General features: G+C 61.5%; 22 protein-coding genes. 15 read left to right on the plus strand and 7 right to left on the minus strand.

The window, feature by feature from the left end; translation table 11 throughout:
- Nucleotides 1-105 precede the first annotated feature (105 nt).
- The 7 genes from NQL71_RS15575 to NQL71_RS15605 all read left to right on the plus strand — a co-directional run bounded on the left by NQL71_RS15575 (nt 106) and on the right by NQL71_RS15605 (nt 7,526).
- Nucleotides 106-702 (plus strand): paraquat-inducible protein A, encoded by a 597-nt coding sequence (locus NQL71_RS15575; RefSeq protein WP_046819113.1) that lies wholly within the window; start codon nt 106-108, stop codon nt 700-702.
- Nucleotides 699-1,355, plus strand: coding sequence for a paraquat-inducible protein A (locus NQL71_RS15580; RefSeq protein ID WP_046819112.1), 657 nt, complete (start codon nt 699-701; stop codon nt 1,353-1,355). The genes NQL71_RS15575 and NQL71_RS15580 overlap by 4 nt, the downstream gene beginning before the upstream one ends.
- Nucleotides 1,336-2,991 carry a PqiB family protein gene (locus NQL71_RS15585; RefSeq protein WP_248687034.1) on the plus strand — a complete coding sequence of 552 codons (1,656 nt, stop codon included), beginning with the start codon at nt 1,336-1,338 and terminating at the stop codon, nt 2,989-2,991. Before NQL71_RS15580 ends, NQL71_RS15585 begins: the two co-directional genes overlap by 20 nt.
- Nucleotides 2,992-3,008: 17 nt before the next feature.
- Entirely contained in the window at nt 3,009-3,575 is a 567-nt protein-coding gene (locus tag NQL71_RS15590) for a PqiC family protein (protein ID WP_274642980.1), read from the plus strand.
- Between the two features lie 268 nt (nt 3,576-3,843).
- Nucleotides 3,844-4,857, plus strand: coding sequence for an iron ABC transporter substrate-binding protein (locus NQL71_RS15595; protein ID WP_166619611.1), 1,014 nt, complete (start codon nt 3,844-3,846; stop codon nt 4,855-4,857).
- Between the two features lie 3 nt (nt 4,858-4,860).
- Complete coding sequence (locus tag NQL71_RS15600) at nt 4,861-6,459, plus strand: ABC transporter permease (RefSeq protein ID WP_274642981.1); 1,599 nt, start codon at nt 4,861-4,863, stop codon at nt 6,457-6,459.
- Nucleotides 6,456-7,526: an ABC transporter ATP-binding protein gene (locus NQL71_RS15605; RefSeq protein WP_077183701.1), complete on the plus strand. Its 1,071-nt coding sequence runs from the start codon at nt 6,456-6,458 to the stop codon at nt 7,524-7,526. Before NQL71_RS15600 ends, NQL71_RS15605 begins: the two co-directional genes overlap by 4 nt.
- 24 nt (nt 7,527-7,550) lie before the next feature.
- Here NQL71_RS15605 and NQL71_RS15610 read toward each other — a convergent pair whose 3' ends face one another.
- Complete coding sequence (locus NQL71_RS15610; RefSeq protein WP_046819106.1) at nt 7,551-8,489, minus strand: tyrosine-type recombinase/integrase; 939 nt, start codon at nt 8,487-8,489, stop codon at nt 7,551-7,553.
- Nucleotides 8,490-8,673: 184 nt separating this feature from the next.
- On the opposite strand from NQL71_RS15610, the gene NQL71_RS15615 reads away from it, so the two are divergent.
- The 8 genes from NQL71_RS15615 (at nt 8,674) to NQL71_RS15650 (ending at nt 17,922) form a co-directional block, all read left to right on the plus strand.
- Nucleotides 8,674-10,053, plus strand: a complete 1,380-nt coding sequence (locus NQL71_RS15615; RefSeq protein WP_274642982.1) for a UDP-glucose dehydrogenase family protein — start codon at nt 8,674-8,676, stop codon at nt 10,051-10,053.
- A gap of 211 nt (nt 10,054-10,264) precedes the next feature.
- The gene (locus tag NQL71_RS15620; RefSeq protein WP_077183888.1) at nt 10,265-10,978 is read left to right on the plus strand and encodes an HPP family protein; all 714 of its coding nucleotides are present in this window, start codon (nt 10,265-10,267) and stop codon (nt 10,976-10,978) included.
- A gap of 350 nt (nt 10,979-11,328) precedes the next feature.
- The gene (locus NQL71_RS15625; RefSeq protein ID WP_274642983.1) at nt 11,329-12,951 is read left to right on the plus strand and encodes an acyl-CoA dehydrogenase family protein; all 1,623 of its coding nucleotides are present in this window, start codon (nt 11,329-11,331) and stop codon (nt 12,949-12,951) included.
- Between the two features lie 2 nt (nt 12,952-12,953).
- On the plus strand, nt 12,954-14,186 hold the full coding sequence (locus tag NQL71_RS15630) for a cytochrome P450 (RefSeq protein ID WP_274642984.1): 1,233 nt from the start codon (nt 12,954-12,956) through the stop codon (nt 14,184-14,186).
- Entirely contained in the window at nt 14,183-14,590 is a 408-nt protein-coding gene (locus NQL71_RS15635; RefSeq protein ID WP_046819102.1) for a RidA family protein, read from the plus strand. Before NQL71_RS15630 ends, NQL71_RS15635 begins: the two co-directional genes overlap by 4 nt.
- Nucleotides 14,591-14,672: 82 nt before the next feature.
- Entirely contained in the window at nt 14,673-15,458 is a 786-nt protein-coding gene (locus NQL71_RS15640; RefSeq protein WP_256721448.1) for an alpha/beta hydrolase, read from the plus strand.
- Between the two features lie 202 nt (nt 15,459-15,660).
- A complete protein-coding gene (locus NQL71_RS15645) occupies nt 15,661-16,767 on the plus strand; it encodes an enoyl-CoA hydratase/isomerase family protein (protein ID WP_274642985.1) in 1,107 nt (368 codons plus the stop codon).
- Nucleotides 16,768-16,770: 3 nt separating this feature from the next.
- A complete protein-coding gene (locus NQL71_RS15650) occupies nt 16,771-17,922 on the plus strand; it encodes an acyl-CoA dehydrogenase family protein (RefSeq protein ID WP_077183707.1) in 1,152 nt (383 codons plus the stop codon).
- 107 nt (nt 17,923-18,029) lie between these two features.
- Here NQL71_RS15650 and NQL71_RS15655 read toward each other — a convergent pair whose 3' ends face one another.
- From NQL71_RS15655 to NQL71_RS15680, 6 genes are all read right to left on the minus strand, one after another.
- Entirely contained in the window at nt 18,030-18,803 is a 774-nt protein-coding gene (locus tag NQL71_RS15655; RefSeq protein WP_046819098.1) for an enoyl-CoA hydratase, read from the minus strand.
- 14 nt (nt 18,804-18,817) lie between these two features.
- Entirely contained in the window at nt 18,818-19,945 is a 1,128-nt protein-coding gene (locus tag NQL71_RS15660; RefSeq protein ID WP_046819097.1) for an acyl-CoA dehydrogenase, read from the minus strand.
- Between the two features lie 133 nt (nt 19,946-20,078).
- Nucleotides 20,079-21,272, minus strand: coding sequence for an acetyl-CoA C-acyltransferase (locus NQL71_RS15665; protein WP_077183708.1), 1,194 nt, complete (start codon nt 21,270-21,272; stop codon nt 20,079-20,081).
- Nucleotides 21,273-21,284: 12 nt separating this feature from the next.
- Complete coding sequence (locus NQL71_RS15670; protein WP_046819095.1) at nt 21,285-22,046, minus strand: SDR family NAD(P)-dependent oxidoreductase; 762 nt, start codon at nt 22,044-22,046, stop codon at nt 21,285-21,287.
- Nucleotides 22,047-22,062: 16 nt separating this feature from the next.
- On the minus strand, nt 22,063-23,727 hold the full coding sequence (locus tag NQL71_RS15675; protein ID WP_166619604.1) for an AMP-binding protein: 1,665 nt from the start codon (nt 23,725-23,727) through the stop codon (nt 22,063-22,065).
- A 242-nt stretch (nt 23,728-23,969) separates the two neighbouring features.
- The gene (locus NQL71_RS15680; RefSeq protein ID WP_046819093.1) at nt 23,970-24,992 is read right to left on the minus strand and encodes an AraC family transcriptional regulator; all 1,023 of its coding nucleotides are present in this window, start codon (nt 24,990-24,992) and stop codon (nt 23,970-23,972) included.
- Nucleotides 24,993-25,130 lie beyond the last annotated feature (138 nt).

The raw sequence follows: 25,130 nt of genomic DNA on the forward strand, positions 1-25,130 counted from the left end.
GATCATTTCCCATCTCTTTGTTTAGCCTTTCGATTTGCTCAATTGCGAGTCACTTCTATATTGAGGGGGTGCTCTGAACTTCCTGCCTCCTGTTGAGCTTGGCCTATGGCAACGACCGATCAGCTGATCATCTGCGAGCACTGCGACAGCGTGTACGAAAAAGTGACGCTCGCCAAATACCAGAAAACCCTGTGCGAACGCTGCGGTGGCGTGCTTCAGCGTTACAACGGCCTGACCGTGGAGCAACGCCTGGCGTTGACCTTCACCGCGTTGATGCTGTGGATTTTCGCTAATTTCTATCCGGTCATGAGCATCAGCCTGAAAGGCCTGAAAAACAGCGCGACCCTATGGGATTCGGTGTTGGCGCTGAGCCTGGGGCCCATTACGTTTATCGCTCTGGTGGCGGCAGTCGCCATGATCATCGCGCCGATTTTCCAGTTGTTATTGCTGATCTGGGTCCTCAGCTTCGCCCTTAGCTCGCGGCGCGCACCCGGCTTCAGGTTCTGCATGCGCTGGCTGGAAACCCTGAGGCCCTGGAGCATGCTTGAGGTCTGCCTGCTGGGCGCGATGGTCGCGGTGATCAAGCTCGCCGGGTTGCTGGATGTGCTGCCCGGCATCGGCCTGTTTGCCCTGGCGGTCCTCAGCCTGATGATGATCCGCATCGCCGGCCGCGATATCCGTGAACTGTGGGACATCGTATGACAATGCCGCCCGTTGCCAGCGAACTCAACCTGTGCCTGTGCCACACCTGCGGCCTGGCCTGTGACATGACCGCCGAACCCCACGAATGCGAGCGCTGTGGCGCCCCGCTGCATCGACGTAAAACCAACTCGTTGACCCGAACCTGGGCCTACATGATCACCGCCCTGGTGTTTTACGTTCCGGCCAACCTGTTGCCGGTGATGAACACCAAGATGGTCGGTAGCGGTGCTGACAGCACGATCATGAGCGGCGTGATCGAGTTCTGGCAGCACGGTGCCTGGGATATCGCCCTGATCATTTTCATCGCCAGCATCGCGGTACCGGGCGTCAAGTTCGTCGCCTTGACGCTGCTGCTGGTGACCGTTCAACGCAACAGCCAATGGGCGCTCAGGCAGCGCTCGCAAATGTACCGGTTCGTCGAGCTCATCGGTTACTGGTCGATGCTCGACGTCATAGTGGTCGCCCTGGTGGCGTCACTGGTGAAGTTCCAGGCGCTGGCCGATATCGAGCCGCGCCCGGGCATCCTGTTCTTTGGTCTGGTGGTGGTGTTCACCATGCTCTCGGCGATGAGTTTCGATCCGCGGCTGATCTGGGATAAAGAGCGGCAAAAACCATTAAATGAGGAGGTCACGGATGAAGTCACAAGCCACTGACGGGCCACTGGTCCCCGGGCATGCGCCGATCAAGACCCGCCGCTTCAGCTTTTCGCTGGTGTGGATCGTGCCGATTGTTGCGGTGCTGGTGGGTATATCGCTGGTGGTACACAGCATCTTGCAGGAGGGGCCGACCATCACGATCACCTTCAAGACCGGCAGCGGCCTGACCGCCAACAAGACCGAGGTGAAGTACCGCAACGTAGTGATCGGCCATGTGTCGGACGTGGCTTTGAGCAACGACCAGAAGAGCGTCAATGCGACGATCAAGCTGGACAAACAGGCGGAAAGTTTTACCCGTAAAGACTCTCAATACTGGGTGGTAAGGCCGCGGATCGGCGCTGGCGGGGTGTCGGGTATCGATACGCTGCTATCAGGGGATTACATCGGTGCCGATATCGGCCAGGACAATGCCCGGGCGAAGCACTTCACCGGCCTGGAAAACCCGCCAGCCATTACCTATGGCGAGCCGGGCAAGCGCTTCACCTTGCATACCCAGGACCTGGGCTCACTGGATATCGGCTCGCCGGTCTACTACCGCAAGATTCCGGTCGGCCAGGTCGTGGCCTATGCGCTGGATCCCGATGGCAAAGGGGTAAACATCGAACTGTTCATCCACGCACCCAATGACCAGTACGTCACCGAGAACACCCGGTTCTGGAACGCCAGCGGTGTTGACGTGAGCGTCGGTGCCAATGGTTTTGCGGTCAAGACCGAGTCCTTGTCGGCCCTGCTGGTGGGCGGCGTCGCGTTCCGTGCGCCGGAATACAGCCCCGACGACAAACCGGCCGCGGAGGAATATGCCTACGAACTGTTCGAGGACCAGCAAACCGCCCTCGCCCCGCCAAGTGGCAAGGGGCAGTACATGACCCTGCGATTCGACCAGGCCTTGCGCGGCCTCAAGGTCGATGCCCCAGTAGAATTCCTCGGCATCGAAATCGGCAAGGTGGTGTCGGTCAATCTGGATTTCGACACGGCAAAACGCACCTTCCCGGTCAACGTCGGCATCATGATTTATCCGCAACGCCTGGGCCGCGCGCACACGAAAATGCTCCAGACACTCAATCACGATCCGAACAATGAAGCCGCCGCCGTTCGCGTGATCGGTACCTTTATCGACAACGGCCTGCGTGCCCAGGCTCGCACCGGCAACCTGCTGACAGGCCAGCTGTACATTTCCCTGGATTTCTACCCTAAAGCCGAGAAAGTCGCGTTTGATCCCTCCGCTCGTCCAGTCAGTATTCCGACCGTTCCAGGGAGCCTCGAACAATTGCAGGAAAAACTCGAGGCCATGGTCAACAAGATCAACCAGCTACCGGTCGAGCGCATTGCCGCCAATCTGGACAGCAACCTCGTCGAATTGCGCAAAGGCCTGGTGCAATTCAATGCCAAGACCCTGCCTGGCGTGTCAACCACCTTGACCGATATGAGCAAGACCCTGCAATCGGCCAACTCGACGCTGGCCGACGACTCGCCGCAGCGGGAAAAACTCGGGCAGACCCTGGACGAACTCGGGCGCACATCGCGTTCGCTGCGTGACCTGGCGGATTACCTGGGCCGGCACCCCGAATCACTGATTCGCGGTCGTCCGGACAACGCCGCACCGATGGATATGCAAGGGCCGCCGAGCAAATGACCACAGGAGCAACATCCATGGCTTTTCCGCTGAAAATCACGTTGGTTGCCGCGTTGGCCTTGCTCGCTGCCTGCCGCAGTGATCCGATCCAGTTTCACACCCTGACGCCGGCCCAGCCGGCAGGCAATTCACGCAGTAGCGCCGGCATCCAGATTGAAATGCTCACGGTGCCGCCCCAGGTCGATCGCCCGCAGATCGTCGTGCGCCAGGGCAATACCGGCATGGCGATCCTGGAAACCGAGTGGTGGGGTGCGAGCCTGGTGGATGAGTTGAGCAGTGCCTTGACCGACCAGATGATCAACAACAATGCGCAACGCAAGGTATCGGTTCGCCTGGAGGTGCAGCGATTCGATTCGATTCCCGGTCAATACGGACTGCTCGACGTGAAATGGCGCCTGCGTACCAGCAACGGTACCGAAAACCTCATGGACATCTGCCGCAGCACCCTGCAGACACCGTCAGGGCCGTCCATCGATGAGCTGGTGGCGGCGCAGCAAAACAATGTCAAACGCCTGGCCGCGCTAATCAGCCAGGCAGCGGCGGGTACGCAGAAAAGCTGCCCTTCGACAAATGCCAGCCAGTAATACAAATCCCACCTGTGGGAGCGGGCTTGCTCGCGAAAGCGGTGGGTCAGCTTGCATCACTGTTGAATGCTAGACGGCATTCGCGGGCAAGCCCGCTCCCACAGGGTCGTTCAGTGTCCTTTTTGACGATTTTTTCTCATTCGCGGCTTTACATTAGCGCGCCTTAAACCTGCAAATGATTCGTATTGATCTAGAATAATTGACGACATTCCTTTGTCGATTCGCTTGAATCAGCCTGCAAGACAAAAATAACAGGAGCTGACGCCGCATGAAGTCCCCTATCCCTTCGTTCCTCAAAAAGGCCCTGCTGGTCACCGCCCTCGTGAGCGCCGGTCAGGTGTACGCCGCCGACAGCGTCGGCCTCGTGGTCTACAACGCCCAGCATGAAAGCCTGACCAAATCCTGGGTCGAAGGGTTTACCCAGGAAACCGGCATTGCGGTGACCTTGCGCAACGGCGATGACACCGAGATGGGCAACCAGATCGTACAGGAAGGGGCCGACTCGCCGGCCGATGTGTTCCTCACCGAAAACTCCCCGGCGATGGTCCTGGTCGACAACGCCGGCTTGTTTGCGCCCGTGGACAAAACCACCCTGGAGCAGGTCGACCCGGCCTACCGCCCAGCCCACGGCAAATGGCTGGGGATCGCTGCGCGTTCGACGGTGTTCGTCTACAACCCAAGCAAACTGCCGCAAGCGCAGTTGCCCAAGTCGATCATGGACCTCGCCGCTCCAGAATGGAAAGGCCGCTGGGCCGCCTCGCCCGGTGGCGCCGACTTCCAGGCCATCGTCGCCGCCATGCTCGAACAGAAAGGCGAAGCGGCGACCCTTGACTGGCTCAAGGCAATGAAAACCAACTTCACGGCCTACCGGGGCAACAGCTCGGTGCTCAAGGCGGTGAATGCCGGGCAGATCGACAGCGGCGTGATCTACCACTATTACAGCTTCGTCGATCAGGCCAAGACCGGCGAGAACAGCAAGAACACTGCCCTGCACTACTTCAAGCACAAGGACCCGGGGGCTTTCGTGAGCATTTCCGGCGGCGGCGTGCTGGCCTCCAGCAAACACAAGGAACAAGCCCAGGCGTTCCTCAAGTGGATCACCGGCAAGGACGGCCAGGCCATCCTCAAGGACGGCAAGTCGTTTGAATACGCCGTGGGCAAGAACGCCCAATCCAATCCGAAACTGGTGCCTTTGCAGCAGCTAGACGCGCCATCTGTCGACGCCTCGAAACTCGACAGCAAAAAAGCCGTGGAGCTGATGACTCAGGCAGGACTGCTTTAATTGATGCCCGAAATCCTGCCCGCGGGTACCGCCCAAGCGCTACCCGCCAATTTGCGTAGACGATCGCGCGGCGTGTTCGCGAGCCGCGGTGGCGCGTGGGTGGTCGGTTTGTCGGTGCTGGTGTCGTTGCTGGCGCTGCTGCCGATTGCCTACGTCATCGGCGTGTCCCTGCAGACAGGCTGGTCCACGGTGCTGACCCTGGTGTTCCGGCCACGGGTGGGCGAATTGTTGGTCAACACCGTGTTGCTGGTGGTGCTGACGATTCCCCTGTGTGTCGCGCTGGGGGTGACGCTGGCCTGGCTGACCGAGCGCACGGACTTGCCCGGGCGGCGTTGGTGGTCATTGCTGGCGACGGCGCCCCTGGCGGTGCCGGCCTTCGTCCACAGCTATGCCTGGGTCAGCCTGGTGCCGCCGATCCACGGCTTGTTCGCCGGCGTGCTGGTGTCGGTCATTGCCTACTTCCCGTTCCTGTACCTGCCGATTGCCGCGACGCTGCGGCGCCTGGACCCGGCCATTGAAGATGTCGCCGAATCCTTGGGACTCAAGCCCTGGGCGGTGTTTTTTCGCGTGGTGCTGCCGCAGTTGCGCCTGGCCATTTGCGGGGGTGCATTGCTGGTCGGCCTGCATCTGCTGGCCGAGTATGGCCTGTACGCGATGATCCGCTTCGACACCTTCACCACCGCGATCTTCGATCAGTTCAAATCCACCTTCAACGGGCCTGCCGCCCATATGCTGGCCAGCGTGCTTGCCCTGTGTTGCCTGGTGCTGCTGACCGTGGAGTCCGCTGCACGGGGCCATGCGCGCTACGCCCGGGTGGGTTCCGGTAGCGCCCGCGAGCAACGGGTCATAGGCCTGAAAACCCCGGCCAGGGTACTCGCACTGCTGTTGCAGTGCGCCACCTGCGTCCTGGCGCTGGGTGTGCCCCTGATCACCCTCGGCGGCTGGTTGATCGCCGGAGGCGTGCAGGCCTGGGACCTGGACGAGCTGCTGCCAGCGCTGCAACAAACCCTGCTGCTGGGTGTGGCGGGCGCGGCCCTGACCACCTGCGCCGCGATTCCGATTGCCTGGCTGTCGATTCGCCATCCGGGGCGCCTGCAACGGCTACTGGAAAGCTGCAATTACATCACCAGTTCGTTGCCGGGCATCGTCGTGGCGTTGGCCCTGGTGACGGTCACCATTCATTTCGCCCGGCCGATCTACCAGACCACCATCACCGTGCTGCTGGCGTACCTGCTGATGTTCTTGCCCCGGGCCCTGGTGAGCTTGCGCGCTGGTATCGCCCAGGCGCCCGTGGAACTGGAAAACATCGCCCGCAGCCTTGGCCGCTCCCCTACCCGTGCGCTGTGGCTGATCACCCTGCGCCTGGCCGCGCCAGGAGCCGCTGCCGGTGCTGCGCTGGTGTTCCTGGCGATCACCAATGAACTGACCGCCACCCTGTTGCTCGCACCCAATGGCACACGGACCCTGGCGACCGGCTTCTGGGCCATGACCAGCGAAATCGACTATGTCGCGGCCGCACCCTATGCCCTGCTGATGATCCTGTTGTCGCTGCCCTTGACCGGGCTCCTGTATCACCAATCGAAAAAAGCGGCTGGCCGATGAGCACACTAGAACTGCATTCATTGAACAAATTCTATGGCTCCCAGCGAGCCCTGGATAACGTCAGCCTGTCGGTGCCCAGCGGCAGCCGAACGGTCATCGTCGGCCCCTCGGGCTCAGGCAAGACCACCTTGTTGCGGATGATTGCCGGTTTCGAGTTCCCCGACTCAGGCCGCCTGTCGCTCAATGGCCAGACCCTGGTCGACAGCACCCATGAAGTGCCGGCGCACCAACGCCTGATTGGCTACGTCCCCCAGGACGGCGCGTTGTTCCCGCACATGACCGTGGCCGACAACATCGGCTTCGGCTTGGCGAGCAAAGGCCGCGAAAAGCAGGCGCGTGTCGCGCAATTGATGGACAGTGTGGCACTGGATTCGAACATGGCCGCGCGCTGGCCCCACGAGCTGTCCGGGGGCCAGCAGCAGCGTGTGGCCCTGGCGCGGGCGCTGGCGCAGCAGCCACGACTGATGCTGCTGGACGAGCCGTTCTCGGCACTCGATACAGGGCTGCGCGCGGTCATGCGCAAAATGGTCGCGCGCCTGCTGGAAGACGCGGGCGTCACTACCATCCTGGTCACCCATGATCAGAGCGAAGCCTTGTCGTTCGCCGATCAACTGGCGGTGATGCGCCATGGCCGGCTGGTACAGTCAGGCCATCCGCTGGACCTCTATCGCTACCCCGAAGATGAGCAGACCGCACTGTTTCTCGGCGACGCCGTGGTCATGCCGGCCCGGATCGAGGCTGGCTGGGCGCATTGCGACCTGGGCAGGATCCCGGTCAACAACCACCGCAACAACCACTCGGCGCAGATCATGCTCCGCCCCGAACAATTGCAACTGGCCAGCGTCCTGCCCGACGCCACGGATGTCACGGGCTGCCGTGCCAAGGTGGTGGACCGGGATTTCAGCGGCAACACCTGCACCTTGACCGTGGAGCTTCAATCACGCGCCCCCGACCAGTCCGTCGGCCGATCGTTGCTGGTACGCAGTTCCGGCATGTATGCGCCGCCTGCCGGCAGCGCCGTCCAGGTCTCGACCATCGGCCACGCGCACGTGCTGGGCGAGCCTTGATCCCTGAGCCTTGGCGCATGGCCGTCAAAGGTCGAAGCGATCCACTGCGCGGCGGCGCTCGTTGTCGTCGCGCACATCGTAGTTGGCGGTGGTCTGGATGTTGCTGTGGTGCGCCAGTTTTTGCGCGATGGACAGGTCGTGCTCTTCGATCACCCGGGTGATGAACGAGCGGCGAAAATCATGCGGCATGATTTTCACCCCCACCTGTGCGCCACGCTGTCGGGCGATGTAATAGATCGCGTGTTTGGTGATGCGCTCGCGGGTGATGTGGCTGCCGCGACGAATGCGATTGAACAGAAACGGGTCGTCTTCTTCGCCTTCCTTGAGCGTCGAGCGGCGTAGTTCCAGCCAGGCGTCGAGTTTGGCGAATGCCCAGGCCGGGGCGTACTTGATCAACTGTTTGTTGCCCTTGGCCGTGACGCGCAGGCTGCGCTCATTGAAGTCGAGCTGATTGAGGTCCAGGTTCACCGACTCCGATTTGCGCATGCCCGAACCGTACAGAATCGCGATGATGGCGGCGTCACGCCGGCCTTGTGGCCGAGGATCGGCGGCACAGACTTCCATCAGTTCCTGGATCAATGAACGCCGCAGGTTGCGCCCCTGGGACAGGCGCGTGCCAGCAATGCCCTTGACCGAGCGCATTTTCAGCAGGTGTTCCTGGCTGATCAGGCTCATGCGCCACGCTTCGTTCATCACCCCACGCACCGCATTGACGTACAGCGACGACGTATTGGGCGCATAGCCGTCGGTGCGCAAGGCGGCGACCAGGGCGATGACATCTTCGGGCTGCAGGTTGTGCCAGGCAATGTCCTCGATGTTCACCTCTTCGAAGCCCAGGCGGTCGGCGGCGTCCTGCAGGACATAACGCATGGTCAGTTGGCTGGAGGGCGCCAGTCGGGCCAGGTACAGGGTGAGCGGATTGGGTCTGAGTGCACTTGGATCAGTTGCGGGTAAGTCAGTCAAACGAAACGGCCTTGGATAAAGAGTAAACAGAAAACGCCATGGCGACAGGGATGGCCGCTACGCTGCCGGTCATGGCCGGGAAAGTCAATGTTGTGCCGACAACGGCCACGGGGGATCACGATAGACGAATTGAAACATGGCGCTGCTAAACCTTGACCGGACTCGATCGGGGCAGGAGCAATCCATGAGAATCAGTGTATTTGGTAGCGGCTATGTTGGCCTGGTACAAGCGGCGGTATTGGCTGAAGTCGGCCACGACGTGGTCTGCATGGACGTCGACGAGAAAAAGGTCGAGGGGCTGCAACAGGGCCACGTGAGCATTTTCGAACCGGGGCTGGCCAGCCTGGTACGCGAAGGCCTGGACGCCCGTCGGCTGCAGTTCACCAGCGATGAAAAACTTGCGGTGCAACATGGCCAGGTGTTGTTCATCGCAGTCGGCACACCGTCCCGGGACGATGGCTCGGCCGACCTGAGCCATGTGATGGCGGTGGGCGAAGCGGTGGCTCGGCACCGTGAACAACCGGTGATCCTGGTGGAGAAATCCACCGTGCCGGTGGGTACCGGCGATGCCCTGCGCGCGCATATCGACAGGTGCCTGATCAAGGTCGGGCGTCTGTTGCAATTCGATATCGTCTCCAACCCCGAATTTCTCAAGGAAGGCTCGGCCGTTGCCGATTGCCGGCGTCCGGACCGTATCGTCGTGGGTTGTGAGCGTGAAGACGTGCGTGACGTGATGCGTGACCTCTACGCGCCGTTCAACCGCAACCATGAACGCATCATGTTCATGGATTTGCGCAGTGCCGAGCTGACCAAATACGCCGCCAACTGCATGCTGGCGACCAAGATCAGCTTCATCAACCAGATCGCCGAGCTGGCCGAACACCTGGGTGCCGACATCGAATCGGTGCGCCTGGGCATCGGCGCCGACTCGCGCATCGGCTACCACTTCATCTACCCCGGCTGCGGTTATGGCGGTTCCTGCTTCCCCAAGGACATGCGCGCCCTGATCCACAGCGCCGAAGAGGCCCATTGCTCCAGCGACCTTTTGCAAGCGGTGGAAGCCATCAACCAGCGGCAGAAACACAAGCTGTTCGAGCGCCTCAAGGCATTCTACAAAGGCGAACTGCGGGGCAAGACCTTCGCGGTCTGGGGCCTGGCCTTCAAGCCCAACACCGACGACATGCGCGATGCGCCGAGCCGCCTACTGCTCGAATCGCTATGGGCCGCCGGGGCGAATGTCCGTGCATTCGACCCCGAAGCCATGCAACAAACCCAGCAGTTGTATCCCGATGAATCCAGGTTGATGCTCATGGGCACCCCGGAATCGGTGCTCAACGGTGCGGACGCGCTGATCATCTGCACCGAGTGGCAACAATTCAAGGCGCCGGATTTTGACCTGATCCGCCAGCGCCTCAATGCACCGGTGATCTTCGACGGCCGTAACCTGTACGACGCCGAGCGCCTGGCGCGCAATGGTTTCATGTACTTTCCGATGGGCCGCGGTGATTCGCGCAACTTGCCGATTCCGTATCAGCAATGGCCTGCGGCACAAGTAGTCGCCTGACAACAACAGCGCTAAGCGGTGGTTGTCGGTGCGCGGCCTTACATCAGAATTAATGAACTCAACCTTCATTAATATGAATTTGTCAGCATCGGAAATGAACGGCACACTGTCACCGTTCCTCCCCCAATAGTTGGAACAACTTCAAGGGCTTTCTGGGTTTCCCAGACAAGCCTTTTTTTTTCCTCGGTTTTTCAATGGAACGATGTACATCATGCTAGCTCGCTGGTTGCCCGCCGCTGTCAATACCCGCCCTACGGAATGGAGTCGCGCCGCCATCGGCATGTCGCTCGGCACCCTGTTCAGCGTCTGGCTATGCGGCCAGGTATTCGGCATGCAAGTCGCTCAGCACCTGGTCGGGCCGCTGGGTGCCTCGGCGGTGCTGTTGTTCGCGGTATCTTCCGGCGCGCTCGCCCAGCCCTGGTCGATACTCGGCGGTTACTTGAGCGCTGCGGTGGTATCGCTGCTGGTGGCCCATGTGCTCGGCCGGACCCTGGGCAGCGCCTGCCTGGCGGCGGGCATGGCGCTGATCCTGATGTGCTGGCTGCGTTGCCTGCACCCACCGGCCGGGGCACTGGCATTGCTGTTGGTGCTGGCGGACCCTGCGACCATTGCCATGGACTGGAAAGCCCTTGGCCCGGTGATGCTCGCTGCTTCGACCATGCTGTTCAGCGCCCTGGCCTACAACAACCTGACGCGCATCCGTTATCCCAAGCGTGCCAGCGAGCCGGTGGCCGTGGTCCCGGCCGACCACCCGCCCGTGGACTCCCAGGCGATCACCGCCCAGGACCTCAAACTGGCCCTGGCGGACATGGAGGCCTTCTTCGACGTCACCCCCGAAGACCTCGAACAACTGGTCCATGCCAGTGAGTTGTACGCCAGGCGGCGCAGTATCGGGGAAGTGCTGAGCCGTACAACGTCCGACTAATGGTCGATTTGCGCCTTGCCCTGAAGTGTCCAGCGGCTAAAGTAAAAACGTACCGCACAGAGTTGTCTGCCTTTCACTACGAAGTCTGGCTCGCCGTAATAGTCCAGTAGCGATGACACAGGAAGTCTGGCTATGGAGAAATACTCAACCTTGTTGGGTGGCGATGCTGGCTTTGCGCTTTAACAGAACCGCGCCTCCTTGTGAAACACCGCGATTCCCTCGCGTAACCTGCTGTCCGCAAAAAATGGCGCTTGGCGCTATAGCAAGTGATTCGCGTGCTTCAAGTTCCGCCAGCTCTCTGGCTCTGGTGGTTTCGAAACTTTTTTCGAAATCTACGAGAGGAACATCCAATGAGCACCTCACTCCTGCAACGGCTGGGCACGCCGCTGTTCGACCCCGGAAAACGTCACCATCTGCCGCTGCGCGACTACATGGACCTGACGATCGAGCGCATGCGCACGATTGTGCGCGATGGCCTGATCACCAACGACATGTGGCTGGGGCAGCCCCGCCAGTCAGACTTTCGACAGATGTACGAACGTACGGGGCTGGTCGGCGCTTATGACTATGCGCTGTTCTCGTCGATCGTTGACCACATGATCGCCGGCAACGCGCTGTTCGCCCAGGCAAGCGCGGTGCAAGTCGCGCGTTACCGCCAGGAAGTGATCGAGATGGGCGCGGTCTATGCCTTTGGCTGTACCGAGATCAACAGCGGCTCGGATGTGCGCAACTTGCAAACCCAGGTCACCTTTGAACGCCAGGGCCAGTGCCTGATCCTGCATACGCCTGCCCCGGCGGCCTGCAAGTTCTGGATCGGCAATGCCCTGCATGCCGCCCAGGTGGTCATGGTGCTGGCACGCTTGATCGTCGACGGTGAGGACGAAGGGCTTCACTGGTTTCGCGTGCCGATTCGCGAACAGGAAAACGGCCCGTTGTTACCCGGCATCAAGGCCATGGCCTGCGATCCCAAGGGCGGAATTCACGCGAACCAGGTGGCCGGCATTCGCTTCGACCGGATGAAGCTGTCGCTGGATGCGTTGATGCAACGCCACGCACAATTCGACAAGAACGGTGCATTCAGCAGTAACGTGCCCAGGAGCGAACGCCTGACCTGCGCCATGGAAACCTTCATCCAGGAGCGGTTGTTGCTCCTGGCCGCAGCGAGCAATGGCGCGAGCCTGTGCGCTCATCTGGCCTATCGTTTCGCCGGCCATCGCCAAGTGCAAGCCGGCACCACGCACCTACCCTTGTTGCGCAAACCGTTGATTCGCCAACGGCTCTACACCGAACAACTCAAGGCACTGGCGCTGAAGCTGCTGGAGCAGGCAATCGTGTCGAGCTTCGAAGCGCAATGGGATCAACTGCACAAGCGCAAGGAGCTGCACATCCTCGCTGCCATTGCCAAAAGCATCGGCACCTGGACGGCGCTGGATGTCATGGGCATGTGCCGGGAAATCTGTGGTTCCCAGGGTTTTCACCATTACAACCAGATCGTCACATTGCGCATGGACTGCGAGATCAGCGTGACGTTTGCCGGGGACAACAGTGTCATGGCCTATCAGGTGGCCAGGGATGCAATCACCCGGCCGCGTTTTGCCTCACGCCCCACCGCCAATGTTGCGCAGCGTATTGAAAAGACCCTTGTCGAACGCTGTAGAAATCCGGGTGAAGTCTCCCACCGACAGGCCGTTGCCCTGACTTACGCCCGTGCCCTGGACCTGATCATCGGGGAAGCCGAGAACACGCCTCTGGTCTCGCCCCAGACGCTGCACGACCTGATCGATGTGTTTGCGCCGCCGTTGAGCGAAGGCGGCCTCGTCGCCAACAGCACCGATCTGAACAGCCATGCCACCGAAGAACAGCTGGCGATGCTGGCAGCCTTGCTGGCGCCGCCGGCGGAACTGGTCAGTGCGCCCATCGATAAACCGGACTACATCCGCCAGTTCACCGCTGCACTGTACGGGGAGCAGTAATCATGGATGTTCAAGCGCTGCTCGACTTTACCCATCGCGAAACGGTGCGCGTCCCCTACCCGGCTTATCGCTACCTGCGTGAGCACCATCCGGTCTATTGGTGTCCGCACTTCAAGGCCTGGTTCCTGACCCGCTACCGCGATGTCTTTGCCGCTCAAGGTGACGCCAGGCGTTTTTCCTCGAACCGCATGCAACAGCTGGTCGATGCGCAGGTACCCGCGCAAAAGCGCGCGCAACTGGCGACTTTCGTCAAGCTCGCCTCCGACTGGATGTACTCCCAGGACGGTGAACCACACAAGGTCAGCCGCCACCTGTTGGGCAGGGCCTTTACGCCCCGTGCTATCGAATCCTTGAGGCAAACCATTCAGGACATCACCGATGAAGAGTTATCCGGCCTCGAACGGCAAACCGATTTGATGGCCAACCTGTTCAACCGCGTACCGGCGCTGATCCTGGCCAGGCTCTACGGCATCGCGCGCGAGGACGCGTTGAAGCTGCGGCGCTGGACCGATGACATCCTGATTTTCCTGGTCGGCAGTCTCGACCCCGACTATGGACCGGCGCAAGCGCTCAAAGGCGTGGAAGAGATGTACGGGTATTTTGCGGACGTCATCGAACAGCGCCGCAAACAGCCGCAGGATGATCTGGTCAGCCGGGTACTGGAGGCCAGCCAGGGCAGCGCGTCGAGCAATGAAAAGGTGTTGGCACAGATCGTCTTCATCCTGGTTGCCGGCTACACCACCAGCGCCGATCAGCTGTGCATCGGCTTGCTGCATTTGCTTGAGCATCCCCAGCAGCACCGGGCACTGGTGGCTGACCTGAGCCTGGTAAAACCGGCCATCGAAGAGATGCTGCGCTTTGATTCCGCGGGGTCTTTCAGTCATCGCGTGCTCAATGAAGACGTCGAAATAGACGGTGTCACGATGAAAAAAGGCGACCTGGTCTACCTGATGCGCGCCGCCGCCAATCGTGACCCGGCGAAGTTCGAAAACCCTGACCGCTTCGATATCCACCGCACGCACAACGATCACCTGGCGTTCGGCCGGGGTGAGCATTTCTGCATGGGCACCGCGTTATTTCGCCTGGAGGCCGAGGTGGTGTTCACCTCGTTATTCAAGCGATTCCCGGACCTGCAACTGATTGCCGACAGACCGGCAATATGGCGGACCAACAATCTGCAGTTTCGTGGACTCAAATCACTGCCCATTGATCTGGGCCAAGGAGCGCTGCAATGAAATTCGAACGCGTTTTTTCCGCGGCAAAATGGGAAACCGAAGCCTGTTACTGCCGTGCATTGAAGGTCGATAACCTGATCGTGATGGGCGGTACCGTCGCCTTCGATGACAAGGGAGAGCCCTTCGCCCCGGGTGATGCCTATGCCCAGACGCTGCGTTGCCTGGAAATCATTGAGGCGTCGATCAAGCAACTGGGAGAAGACCGCCGCAGTATCATCGCCACCCGCATGTACACCACCGACATGGCTTTCTGGCCCGCTATCGCTAGGGCGCACAAGGCGTTTTTCGAGGGCCATCCGCCCACCACGATGTGCCTGGAAGTCGGAAAACTGATCCTGCCTGAATACGTGATCGAGATCGAAATCCAGGCCTATGCGCACAAGGGGAAAGACAATGAAGCCTGAGCGCGCGACGACTGGACAATCAGCTACTCCCTTGACGGTAGAAAGCGCGCGAACAGCCTTTCGCGACTTGATGGTGGTTCGCGTGCGTGACCTGTCGATCGACAGCCATGGACGACCCCTGTCACTGCGGCTCTACACCCCGCCCGGGCAAGGGCCGTTCGCAGTCCTGATGTATTTCCATGGCGGTGGATGGGTCACAGGCGATCTGGACACCCACGACAGCTTTTGCCGGCTGATGTGTGACTGGGCAGGTTGTGCCGTGGTAGCCGTGGATTACGCCCGGCCACCGGAGCACCTATTCCCCGCTGCGGTGCAGGATTGCTGCGCAGCTACGCAATGGGTCGTCGAACAGGGGCTGGCCTCAGGGCTCGATCCGTCGCGAATCGGGGTCGCCGGTGGCGGCTCCGGCGGTGGGCTGGCGGCAGTCGTGTGCCAATGGGCCCGGGAGCGCGGCGCGCCGAAGATCGTGTTGCAGATGCTGCTGTACCCGTTGCTCGACTGCTTGAACCGACACCCCTCCCACCAGGAGTTCGCCGATGGACATGGGCTCTGCGCAGCCATGCTCGAGTGGTACATCGAGCACTACGTACCACCCGGTATGGATCGCGCCGATCCCAGGCTTTCCCCGCTGAATCAAAAACACCTGCACGGATTGCCACCGGCGTTGATCATCACCAGCGAACGGGATGTGCTGCGTGACGAAGGCCGCGAATATGCCCGGCGACTCATGGGGGCCGGCGTTCAGGTCCAGCATCGGGAGTATGCCGGCATGCTCCATGGCTTCATCAACTGGCCGGCGGCTCAGGATGAGGCCAAACGGGCGCTGCTCTTGTGCGCTCAGTACTTGCAAGCACAGTTTCACGATTGAATGCGCGCAGAGCCCGGGCCCCCGCCCGGGCTCTGCGCGTGCGCCAGGCAACTCCAGCCGCCGATAGCGGCGCCCTTTCTGCAAAAATGCACACACGACCTGCACTTATCCCGGTTGTACAAGGCAAATTTGCACTGGTACGATCCAGCATCGCTCGCGCGCGAGCTTCTTAACAAAGAACAATAAAAGCAGGGAGTTAGTGATGACTGCTCAGGTTTCTTCTCCAGCGACTTCGTCAATGGATGCCACGCAAAACGAAGTGCTGGCCGAGGTTCGCAACCACATCGGTCACCTGACCCTCAACCGCCCCGCTGGCCTTAACGCCATCACCCTCGAGATGGTGCGCAATCTGCAACGTCAGCTCGATGCCTGGGCACAGGATGACCAGGTGCATGCAGTGGTGCTGCGCGGCGCCGGGGAAAAAGCCTTCTGTGCCGGTGGCGACATTCGCTCGTTGTACGACAGCTTCAAAAGCGGCGATACGCTGCACGAAGATTTCTTCATCGAGGAGTACGCCCTCGACCTCGCAATCCATCATTACCGCAAACCGGTGCTGGCCTTGATGGACGGCTTTGTCCTGGGCGGCGGCATGGGCCTTGTGCAAGGCGCCGACTTGCGGGTGGTCACCGAGAAAAGCCGCCTGGCGATGCCTGAAGTCGGCATCGGTTACTTCCCGGACGTTGGCGGCAGCTACTTCCTGCCGCGCATCCCCGGCGAACTGGGGATTTACCTGGGCGTCAGCGGTGTGCAGATCCGTGCGGCCGATGCGCTGTACTGCGGGCTGGCCGACTGGTACCTGGACAGCGGCAAACTGGCCACGCTGGATGAAAAGCTCGACCAGCTGCAGTGGCATGACACGCCTCTGAAAGACCTTCAGGGCGTGTTGGCGAAACTCGCCGTGCAACAGTTGCCCGATGCCCCCCTGGCCGCCCTGCGCCCGGCTATCGACCATTTCTTCGCCTTGGCGGATGTGCCGAGTATCGTGGAGCAACTACGGGAAGTAACGGTCGCCGACAGCCATGAGTGGGCCACGGCTACCGCTGACCTGCTGCAGACCCGCTCGCCCCTGGCCATGGGCGTGACCCTGGAAATGCTCCGGCGCGGCCGGCAACTGAGCCTTGAACAATGTTTCGCCCTTGAGCTGCACCTGGACCGCCAGTGGTTCGAGCGCGGCGACCTGATCGAAGGCGTGCGCGCCTTGCTGATCGACAAAGACAAGAACCCGCGCTGGAACCCGCCAACCCTGCAGGCGCTGGACGCCGAGCACGTAGCGAGCTTCTTCAACGGTTTCGATGAGAGCGGGAGCTGAACCATGCACGATCTCGAACTGACCGAAGAACAAGTCATGATCCGCGACATGGCCCGGGACTTTGCCCGCGGCGAAATCGCCCCCCATGCCCAGGCCTGGGAAAAGGCCGGCTGGATCGACGACGCCCTGGTGGCGAAAATGGGTGAGCTGGGCCTGCTGGGCATGGTTGTGCCCGAGGAATGGGGCGGCACTTATGTCGACTACGTCGCCTATGCATTGGCAGTAGAAGAGATCTCCGCCGGCGACGGTGCGACCGGCGCGTTCATGAGCATCCACAACTCGGTGGGCTGCGGGCCGGTGCTCAACTACGGCAGCGAAGAACAGAAACAGACCTGGCTGGCGGACCTGGCCAGCGGCCAGGCCATTGGGTGCTTCTGCCTGACCGAACCACAGGCCGGTTCCGAGGCGCACAACCTGCGGACCCGCGCCGAATTGCGCGACGGCCAATGGGTGATCAACGGCGCCAAGCAGTTTGTCAGCAACGGCAAGCGGGCCAAGCTGGCGATCGTGTTTGCCGTGACCGACCCGGACCTGGGCAAGCGCGGCATCTCGGCGTTCCTGGTACCAACCGACACCCCAGGCTTCATCGTCGACCGCACCGAACACAAGATGGGCATCCGCGCCTCCGATACCTGTGCGGTCACCTTGAACAATTGCACAATCCCCGAGGCCAATTTGCTCGGCGAGCGCGGCAAAGGCCTGGCCATTGCCTTGTCCAACCTCGAAGGCGGCCGCATCGGCATCGCCGCCCAGGCGTTGGGCATTGCCCGCGCAGCATTCGAGGCGGCCCTGGCCTACTCCCGTGATCGCGTGCAGTTCGGCAAAACCATCAATGAACACCAGAGCATCGCCAATCTGCTGGCCGACATGCACATGCAGTTGAACGCTGCGCGGTTGATGATTCTTCACGCGGCACGCCTGCGCACGGCGGGCAAGCCATGTCTGTCGGAGGCCTCGCAAGCCAAGCTGTTTGCATCGGAAATGGCCGAGAAAGTCTGCTCGTCAGCGATTCAGATTCATGGCGGGTATGGGTATCTGGAGGATTACCCGGTCGAGAAGTATTACCGGGATGCGCGGATCACGCAGATCTATGAAGGGTCGAGCGAGATTCAGCGGATGGTGATTGCCCGCGAGTTGAAAAACTACCAGCTTTAACGCTTGAAATCTTCGCGAGCAGGCTCGCTCCCACATTGGATCTCAGCGTTATTGAGATCCCTTGTGGGAGCGAGCCTGCTCGCGAAGAGGCCCGCAGAAACGCTACATCACTTGCCCTGGAACTGGGCCTCACGCTTGGCAATGAACGCCGCCATCCCTTCTTTCTGATCCTGCGTCGCAAACGCCGCGTGGAACACCCGACGCTCAAAGCGGACACCTTCCGACAGGCTCACTTCAAAGGCACGGTTGACGCTTTCCTTGACCATCATCGCAATCGGCAAGGACTTGCTGGCGATCAGCGTTGCGACTTTGAGCGCTTCGTCCAGCAGCTCATCGCTGGGCACGATACGCGCCACGATACCGCAACGCTCCGCTTCCACGGCGTCGATCAAGCGCCCGCTCAGGCACATTTCCATGGCCTTGGCCTTGCCCACGGCGCGGGTCAGGCGCTGGGTGCCGCCCATGCCCGGCAGCACGCCGAGGTTGATTTCCGGCTGGCCGAATTTGGCGTTGTCGCCGGCCAGGATGAAATCGCACATCAGCGCCAGCTCACAGCCGCCGCCCAGGGCAAAACCGTTGACCGCGGCGATGATTGGCTTGCGGCGGTTGGCCACGCGGTCGCTGTCGCTGAACAGGTCGTCGATATAGATCTGCGGATAGGTCAGCTCGGCCATTTCCTTGATGTCGGCACCGGCGGCAAAGGCCTTTTTCGAACCGGTCAGGACGATGCAGCCGATGTTCGAGTCCGCCTCGTAGCCGTCGAGGGCCTGGTTCAGTTCGCTGACGATCTGCGCGTTCAACGCGTTCAGCGCCTGCGGGCGGTTGAGGGTGATCAGGCCAACGCGGCCATGGGTTTCCAGCAAAATCGTTTCGTAGTTCACAAGCGGGTTCCTTTTCAAAGATTGCGTGAAATGACCATGCGTTGAATATCGCTGGTGCCTTCGTAGATCTGGCAGACCCGCACGTCGCGGTAAATCCGCTCCAGCGGGAAGTCGTTCAGGTAACCGTAACCGCCAAGGGTTTGCAGCGCCGAGGAGCATACCTTCTCGGCCATTTCCGAGGCGAACAGCTTGGCCATCGACGCTTCCACCAGCGCCGGTTTGCCGCTGTCTCTCAATGCCGCCGCGTAATGCACCATTTGCCGCGCCACGGCGATCTGGGTCGCCATGTCCGCCAGGCGGAACGCCACGGCCTGGTGCTCGATGATCGGCTTGCCGAAGCTCTCGCGCTCGCGGGCATAGTCGCGGGCCGCTTCGAACGCGGCGCGGGCCATGCCCACTGACTGCGAGGCGATGCCGACACGCCCGCCCTCGAGGTTGGCCAGGGCGATCTTGTAGCCTTCGCCCTCTTCGCCCAAGCGATTGGCCACTGGTACTTTCACGTCTTCGAACAGTATCTGGCAAGTGTCCGAGGCGTGCTGGCCGAGCTTGTCCTCGACCCGGGCCACCTTGTAGCCCGGCGAATCGGTGGGCACGATGAACGCCGTGATGCCGCGTTTGCCGGCAGCCGGGTCGGTCACGGCGAACACGATCACGATCCCGGCGTTTTGCCCGGACGTGATGAATTGCTTGCAGCCGTTGAGAACGTAGTGATCACCCTCCCGCCGCGCACGGGTTTTCAATCCGCTGGCATCGGAACCGGCCTGGGGTTCGGTCAAGGCGAAAGCACCGAGCATGGCGCCGCTGGCCAGGGGCTTGAGAAAACGCTCCTTCTGCTCGTCATTGCCGTAATTGAGGATGGGCACACAGCCCACCGAGTTGTGCACGCTCATGATCGTCGAGCAGGCACCGTCGCCCGCGGCGATTTCTTCCAGGGCCATGGCATAGGCCAGGTAACCGGTCTCACAACCGCCCCACTGCTCCGGTACCAGCATGCCGAAGAAGCCCAGCTCGCCCATTTCGGCGATGGCTTCCTTGGGGAAGCGGTGTTCACGGTCCCACTCGGCGGCGAAGGGTTTCAGGCGTTCCTGGGCAAAATCCCGTGCCGCGTCGCGTATCTGCTGTTGTTCGTCATTGGGGATCATGGTGAATCCTTGATTTGTAATTGTCCCCCTGTAGGAGCGGGCTTGCCCGCGAATGCGGTATGTCATCCAACGATGATGTCGACTGACACGGCCTCTTCGCGAGCAAGCTCGCTCCTACAAGGTCTGCGCCGCGTTAGTAGAGGCATTCCACGGCCATGGCCGTCGCTTCGCCGCCGCCGATGCAGATCGCTGCAACACCACGCTTGAGGCCTTTCTGGCGCAGGGCTGAGAGTAAGGTCACGAGGATCCGCGCGCCAGACGCACCGATCGGGTGGCCAAGGGCGCAAGCACCGCCGTGCACATTGAGTTTTTCGTGAGGGATTTCCAGCTTGGTCATGGTCACCAGGCTGACCACGGCGAAGGCTTCGTTGACTTCCACCAGGTCGACGTCGTTCAGCGACCAGCCGGTTTTCTTCATCAGCTTCTCGATCGCGCCCACCGGCGCCACCGGGAACAGGCTCGGGGTATCGGCGAAGGCCGCGTGACCATGGATCACCGCCAACGGCTTGAGGCCGCGCTTGTCGGCTTCGGAACGGCGCATCAGCACCAGTGCCGCCGCGCCGTCGGAGATCGAACTGGAGTTGGCCGCCGTCACGGTGCCGCCATCACGGAACGCCGGTTTCAACGAGGCGATCTTGTCCAGTCGGGCTTTGGGTGGCTGCTCATCGTTGCTGATGGTCACCTGCTCTTTGCCGACGGTGACGGTCAAGGGCACGATTTCGTCCTTGAAACTGCCGTCCTTGATGGCCTGCTGGGCGCGGGTGGTCGATGCCACCGCGAACGCATCCTGGGCCTCGCGACTGAAGCCGTGGGTTTCGGCGCAGTCTTCGGCGAAGGTGCCCATCAGGCGGCCCTTGTCGTAGGCGTCTTCCAGGCCATCGAGGAACATCGAATCCAGCACCCGGCCGTGTCCCATGCGGTAGCCGCTACGGGCGCGGTCCAGCAGGTACGGCGCGTTGGACATGCTTTCCATGCCACCGGCGACTACCACCTCGGCGCTGCCAGCCACCAGCATGTCGTGGGCCAGGATGGCCGCTTCCATGCCCGAGCCGCACATCTTGTTGAGGGTGGTGCAACGGGTCGATTTATCCAGCCCGGCACCCAGCGCCGCCTGGCGCGCAGGGGCCTGGCCCTGGCCGGCAGGCAGTACGCAGCCGAACAGCACTTCGTCGACGGCATTGCTGGCAACGCCGGCACGTTCCACCGCGGCCTTGATCGCGGCGGCACCCAGTTGCGGTGCGGTGAGGCTTTTCAGTTCGCCCTGGAAACCGCCCATCGGGGTGCGGACGGCGCTGACGATAACAATCGGATCGTTGGATAGGGTCATGACAAATCCTCCTTATTTGGCCGCCATGCGCAAGGCCCCGTCGAGACGGATCACCTCGCCATTGAGCATGCTGTTTTCAATGATATGCCGTACCAGCTGGGCATACTCGGCCGGTTTGCCCAGGCGCGGCGGAAACGGCACGCCGGCGGCCAGGGAATCACGGACTTCCTGGGTCATGCCGGCCATCATCGGCGTTTCGAAAATGCCCGGGGCGATGGTCATCACGCGGATGCCGAAGCGCGCCAGTTCGCGGGCGGCAGGCAAGGTCAGGCTGACGATGGCGCCTTTCGACGCGGCGTAGGCCGCCTGACCGATCTGGCCGTCGTAGGCCGCCGCCGAGGCGGTATTGATGATCACGCCGCGCTCGCCATCGGCGTCGGCCTGGGTTTCGGCAATCGCCGCCGACGCCAGGCGCAGCATGTTGAAGCTGCCGATCAGGTTGACGTTGATCACCTGGCTGAAGCTTGCCAGCGCGTGCGGACCGTTCTTGCCGAGGATCTTCTCGCCACGCACGATGCCGGCGCAGTTGACCAGGCCATTAAGGCCACCGAAGGCCTTGACCGTCGCCTGCACAGCGGCTTCGGCCGCTGCTTCGCTGCTGATGTCCGCCACTACGCTTTGCGCGCCAAGACGTTGGGCCTGGGCCGCGACGGCTTCGGCATTCATGTCCACCAGCATTACCTTGGCACCGGCCGCCACGAGCATTTCAGCGGTGGCCGCACCGAGGCCGGAGGCACCGCCGGTGACGAGAAAAACCTTGTTTTCGATCTGCATCATTGAGTCCTTCGATTCAAGCTGGAACGTTCTTCGCCGCGGCCTCTTGAGCCTTGGCGATTTCCTGGTTGCGCAAGATAAAGCGCTGCAATTTGCCGCTTGGGGTTTTCGGCAATTCGCTGACAAATTCGATTTCACGGGGATAGGAGTGAGCCGCCAGGCGCTTGCGCACGTGTTGGCGCAACTCTTCGGCCAGCTCCGGCGTGGCGCGGTATTGCTCGCTGAGCACTACGAACGCTTTCACCAGTTCAGTACGCTCCGGATCGGGTTTACCGACCACCGCCGCTTCCACCACCGCCGGATGCTCGATCAAGGCGCTTTCCACATCGAACGGGCCGACGCGGTAGCCGGAGGTGGTGATCACATCGTCGCTACGGCCGACGAAGCTGATACTGCCGTCCGGATTCCACTCGACCGTATCGCCGCTCAAGTAGTAATTGCCGACGAAGGCCTTGGTCGGTGCGCCTTCGTATCCGGCGAACCAGCACATTGGCGACTGGCTGCGGTCGATGGCCAGGATGCCCGGTTGACCGACGCCCAGTTCCTGGTTGTCCTCGTCCAGCACCACGATGCGGTGGCCAGGCGAGGTAAAACCAGCGGCGCCCATGTGGATCGGGTGCTCCAGGCCATGGTGGTTACACAGCACCATGCCCAGTTCGGTCTGGCCGTAATGGTCATGGATGACCACGTCCAGAGTGTCGGCGAACCAGCGGATCACTTCCGGGTTCAGCGGCTCGCCGGCGCTGCTGACAATGCGCAGCTTGCCTTTGATCGAATTGGCGAATTCGTCGCCGCCTGCGATCAACAGGCGATACGCGGTCGGCGAGCCGGTGAGGTTGGTGATCCCGTACTTGTTGATCACCCGGCAGGTGCTTTCCAGGGTGAACGGGCCATCGTAGAAGGTGATCGGATGCCCCATGGCCATGGGGCCTGTGACGCCAAAATAGATGCCGTAGGCCCAGCCCGGATCGGCCACGTTCCAGAACGCATCTTCGGGGCGCAGGTCCACCGCGTCACGGGTGTAGCTCTGGAAGGCGACAATGGCCTTGAGCGGCACGGACAGCGCTTTTGACGGACCGGTGGTGCCTGAGGTGAACATCAACAGGAACGGGTCTTCACCCGTCAGCAGCACCGGTTCGCAGAGATTGGAGTAGTTGGCCAGCTCGGCCCAAAAGCTATAGTCGCCACGGACAATGCCCTGCCCCTTGGCGCCAGCGACGGTGACGATGGTCGGGCAGTCGGCGACTTCGGCGAGCTTCGAGCGATTGACCGCGTCGGTGACGACCACTTTGGCCCCGGAACTGCCCAGGCGATGCTCGATGGCCTTGGGCCCGAAGGCGGTAAACAAGGGTTGATAGACAGCGCCGATGCGCCAGGTGGCGAACACGGTGATCAACAATTCGATGTTGCGCGGCAGGAGACCGGCGACCTTGTCGCCTTTCTTCACGCCCTGGGCCAAGAGGAAGTTGGCAAAACGCGCGGCCTTGTCCTGCAGCTCGTTGAAGGTATAGGTCGCGCTGGTGCCGTCACGGCCTTCCCAGAACAGTGCGATACGTCCCGGCAGCGCATGCCGGTCGCAACATTCGATGCAGGCGTTGAGGGCGGTCAGATTGCCTGCGAGTGCGGCATCGACGGTGTGCTGATAATTGAACTGTGAAACGGCAGACAAGTAATCGCGCATTGCCAGAATCCCTCTGTATTTCTTGTTAGGTGGGGGAACCGTAACCAACAGGGAAATACTCGCTCTGCGCGGGGTGTCGGGCAATGGTCAAAGTTATCAAGTTGCTTGACTGGTTTGGCCAAGGAGCTGAGACAGGCGGCGCTTGAACGGGCCTCTCGCTGGCAAGCCAGCTCCTACGGGTTGATCGCATTCCCCTGCAGGAGCTGGCTTGCCAGCGAAGACGTCAGTCCAGACGCAACAGCCTATGGATGACCTCGCTCATTCAAGATCAAACTGCGGTAATGCCCGGGATTGGACCCCGACCATTTGCGAAACGCCTTGTAGAACGAGCTCGCATCGGCAAATCCCAGCCGGGTGGCGATTTCGGTGAAGCTGATGGTCGGTTCCGCCAGCCAGGTGATGGCCAGCTCCTTGCGCACGCTGTCCTTGAGCCCCTGGTACGTCTGGCCTTCCTCGGCCAGGCGCCGACGCAGGGTCGAGGCGGACATGCACAGGCGTTGCGCCAGGGCTTCGGTCTCCGGCCAGTGCTCGGCGGGCAGCTGCCGCAAATCCTGCTTGATCCGGCTGGCCAGGCTCTGTGGATCGCGGTACTTGACCAGGATGTTGGCCGGCGCATGGGCGAGGAAGCGCCGCAGCTCTTCGACACTGCGCTTGATCGGCAAATCCAGGCAGTCAGCGGAAAAGATCATTCGCGTGCGCGGGCGGTCGAAGCGCAGGTTCTCGGAGAACATCACCTGGTAGTCATCGCAGTAATCCGGCTGTGCACAGCGCAGCTCGATCGCCAGGATCGGAATTCGACGTCCGGCCAGCCAACAGGCCACCCCGTGCACGATCATCCAGTAGGTGAAGTAAGTGAAGGCCCGGCGCGGCTCATGGTCGTCTTCGAGCAACACGATTTCCGCCAGGCTCTGCTGATGAACCAGCTGCGCAGGCATGCGCTCGAGCATCAACGACAGAAAGCCCAGGCCACTGGTCAGTCCTGCCGCCAGGCTCGGCTGGACCATGGCACAGCGACAGAGGAATTCGAGGCTGCCGGATTTGAGCTTGCGCGGGTCCATGCCAAAGAACTCGTCATCGCCTCGTCGGGCCAGCAAGCGCCACAGACGCGCATAAGCGCTGGCGGGAACCCGGCCGTCGCCGCTGCCAAGCAACCCCGGATCGATACCGACCTTGTCCAGCACCTCATCGGTGGCCGCGCCCGGGGCGCAACTTTGCAACAGCGCTTCTCGCACCAGTTGAATGGAAATGGTGTCTTTTTCCGACATTGCGCGAAGGGAGCCCTGTTCTTGTTTGAGTGGCGGGCATATTAGCGCAGCCGCCCGGTCGGCGCAGAACCCTGTAGGAGCTGGCTTGCCAGCGAAGGCGTCCTTGAACATTGCGTTGGTCTTTCGGGCGCTTTCGCT

The sequence above is a fragment of the Pseudomonas serbica genome, assembly GCF_028823535.1.
GTDB classification, from domain to species: Bacteria; Pseudomonadota; Gammaproteobacteria; order Pseudomonadales; family Pseudomonadaceae; genus Aquipseudomonas; species Aquipseudomonas serbica.

Bases quoted from the DNA above. Each gene is read 5' to 3' on its own strand.
- NQL71_RS15575 (WP_046819113.1), top strand. From the start codon at position 106: ATGGCAACGACCGATCAGCTGATCATCTGCGAGCACTGCGACAGCGTG.
- NQL71_RS15580 (WP_046819112.1), top strand. From the start codon at position 699: ATGACAATGCCGCCCGTTGCCAGCGAACTCAACCTGTGCCTGTGCCAC.
- NQL71_RS15585 (WP_248687034.1), top strand. From the start codon at position 1,336: ATGAAGTCACAAGCCACTGACGGGCCACTGGTCCCCGGGCATGCGCCG.
- NQL71_RS15590 (WP_274642980.1), top strand. From the start codon at position 3,009: ATGGCTTTTCCGCTGAAAATCACGTTGGTTGCCGCGTTGGCCTTGCTC.
- NQL71_RS15595 (WP_166619611.1), top strand. From the start codon at position 3,844: ATGAAGTCCCCTATCCCTTCGTTCCTCAAAAAGGCCCTGCTGGTCACC.
- NQL71_RS15600 (WP_274642981.1), top strand. From the start codon at position 4,861: ATGCCCGAAATCCTGCCCGCGGGTACCGCCCAAGCGCTACCCGCCAAT.
- NQL71_RS15605 (WP_077183701.1), top strand. From the start codon at position 6,456: ATGAGCACACTAGAACTGCATTCATTGAACAAATTCTATGGCTCCCAG.
- NQL71_RS15615 (WP_274642982.1), top strand. From the start codon at position 8,674: ATGAGAATCAGTGTATTTGGTAGCGGCTATGTTGGCCTGGTACAAGCG.
- NQL71_RS15620 (WP_077183888.1), top strand. From the start codon at position 10,265: ATGCTAGCTCGCTGGTTGCCCGCCGCTGTCAATACCCGCCCTACGGAA.
- NQL71_RS15625 (WP_274642983.1), top strand. From the start codon at position 11,329: ATGAGCACCTCACTCCTGCAACGGCTGGGCACGCCGCTGTTCGACCCC.
- NQL71_RS15630 (WP_274642984.1), top strand. From the start codon at position 12,954: ATGGATGTTCAAGCGCTGCTCGACTTTACCCATCGCGAAACGGTGCGC.
- NQL71_RS15635 (WP_046819102.1), top strand. From the start codon at position 14,183: ATGAAATTCGAACGCGTTTTTTCCGCGGCAAAATGGGAAACCGAAGCC.
- NQL71_RS15645 (WP_274642985.1), top strand. From the start codon at position 15,661: ATGACTGCTCAGGTTTCTTCTCCAGCGACTTCGTCAATGGATGCCACG.
- NQL71_RS15650 (WP_077183707.1), top strand. From the start codon at position 16,771: ATGCACGATCTCGAACTGACCGAAGAACAAGTCATGATCCGCGACATG.
- NQL71_RS15660 (WP_046819097.1), bottom strand. From the start codon at position 19,945: ATGATCCCCAATGACGAACAACAGCAGATACGCGACGCGGCACGGGAT.
- NQL71_RS15665 (WP_077183708.1), bottom strand. From the start codon at position 21,272: ATGACCCTATCCAACGATCCGATTGTTATCGTCAGCGCCGTCCGCACC.
- NQL71_RS15670 (WP_046819095.1), bottom strand. From the start codon at position 22,046: ATGCAGATCGAAAACAAGGTTTTTCTCGTCACCGGCGGTGCCTCCGGC.
- NQL71_RS15675 (WP_166619604.1), bottom strand. From the start codon at position 23,727: ATGCGCGATTACTTGTCTGCCGTTTCACAGTTCAATTATCAGCACACC.
- NQL71_RS15680 (WP_046819093.1), bottom strand. From the start codon at position 24,992: ATGTCGGAAAAAGACACCATTTCCATTCAACTGGTGCGAGAAGCGCTG.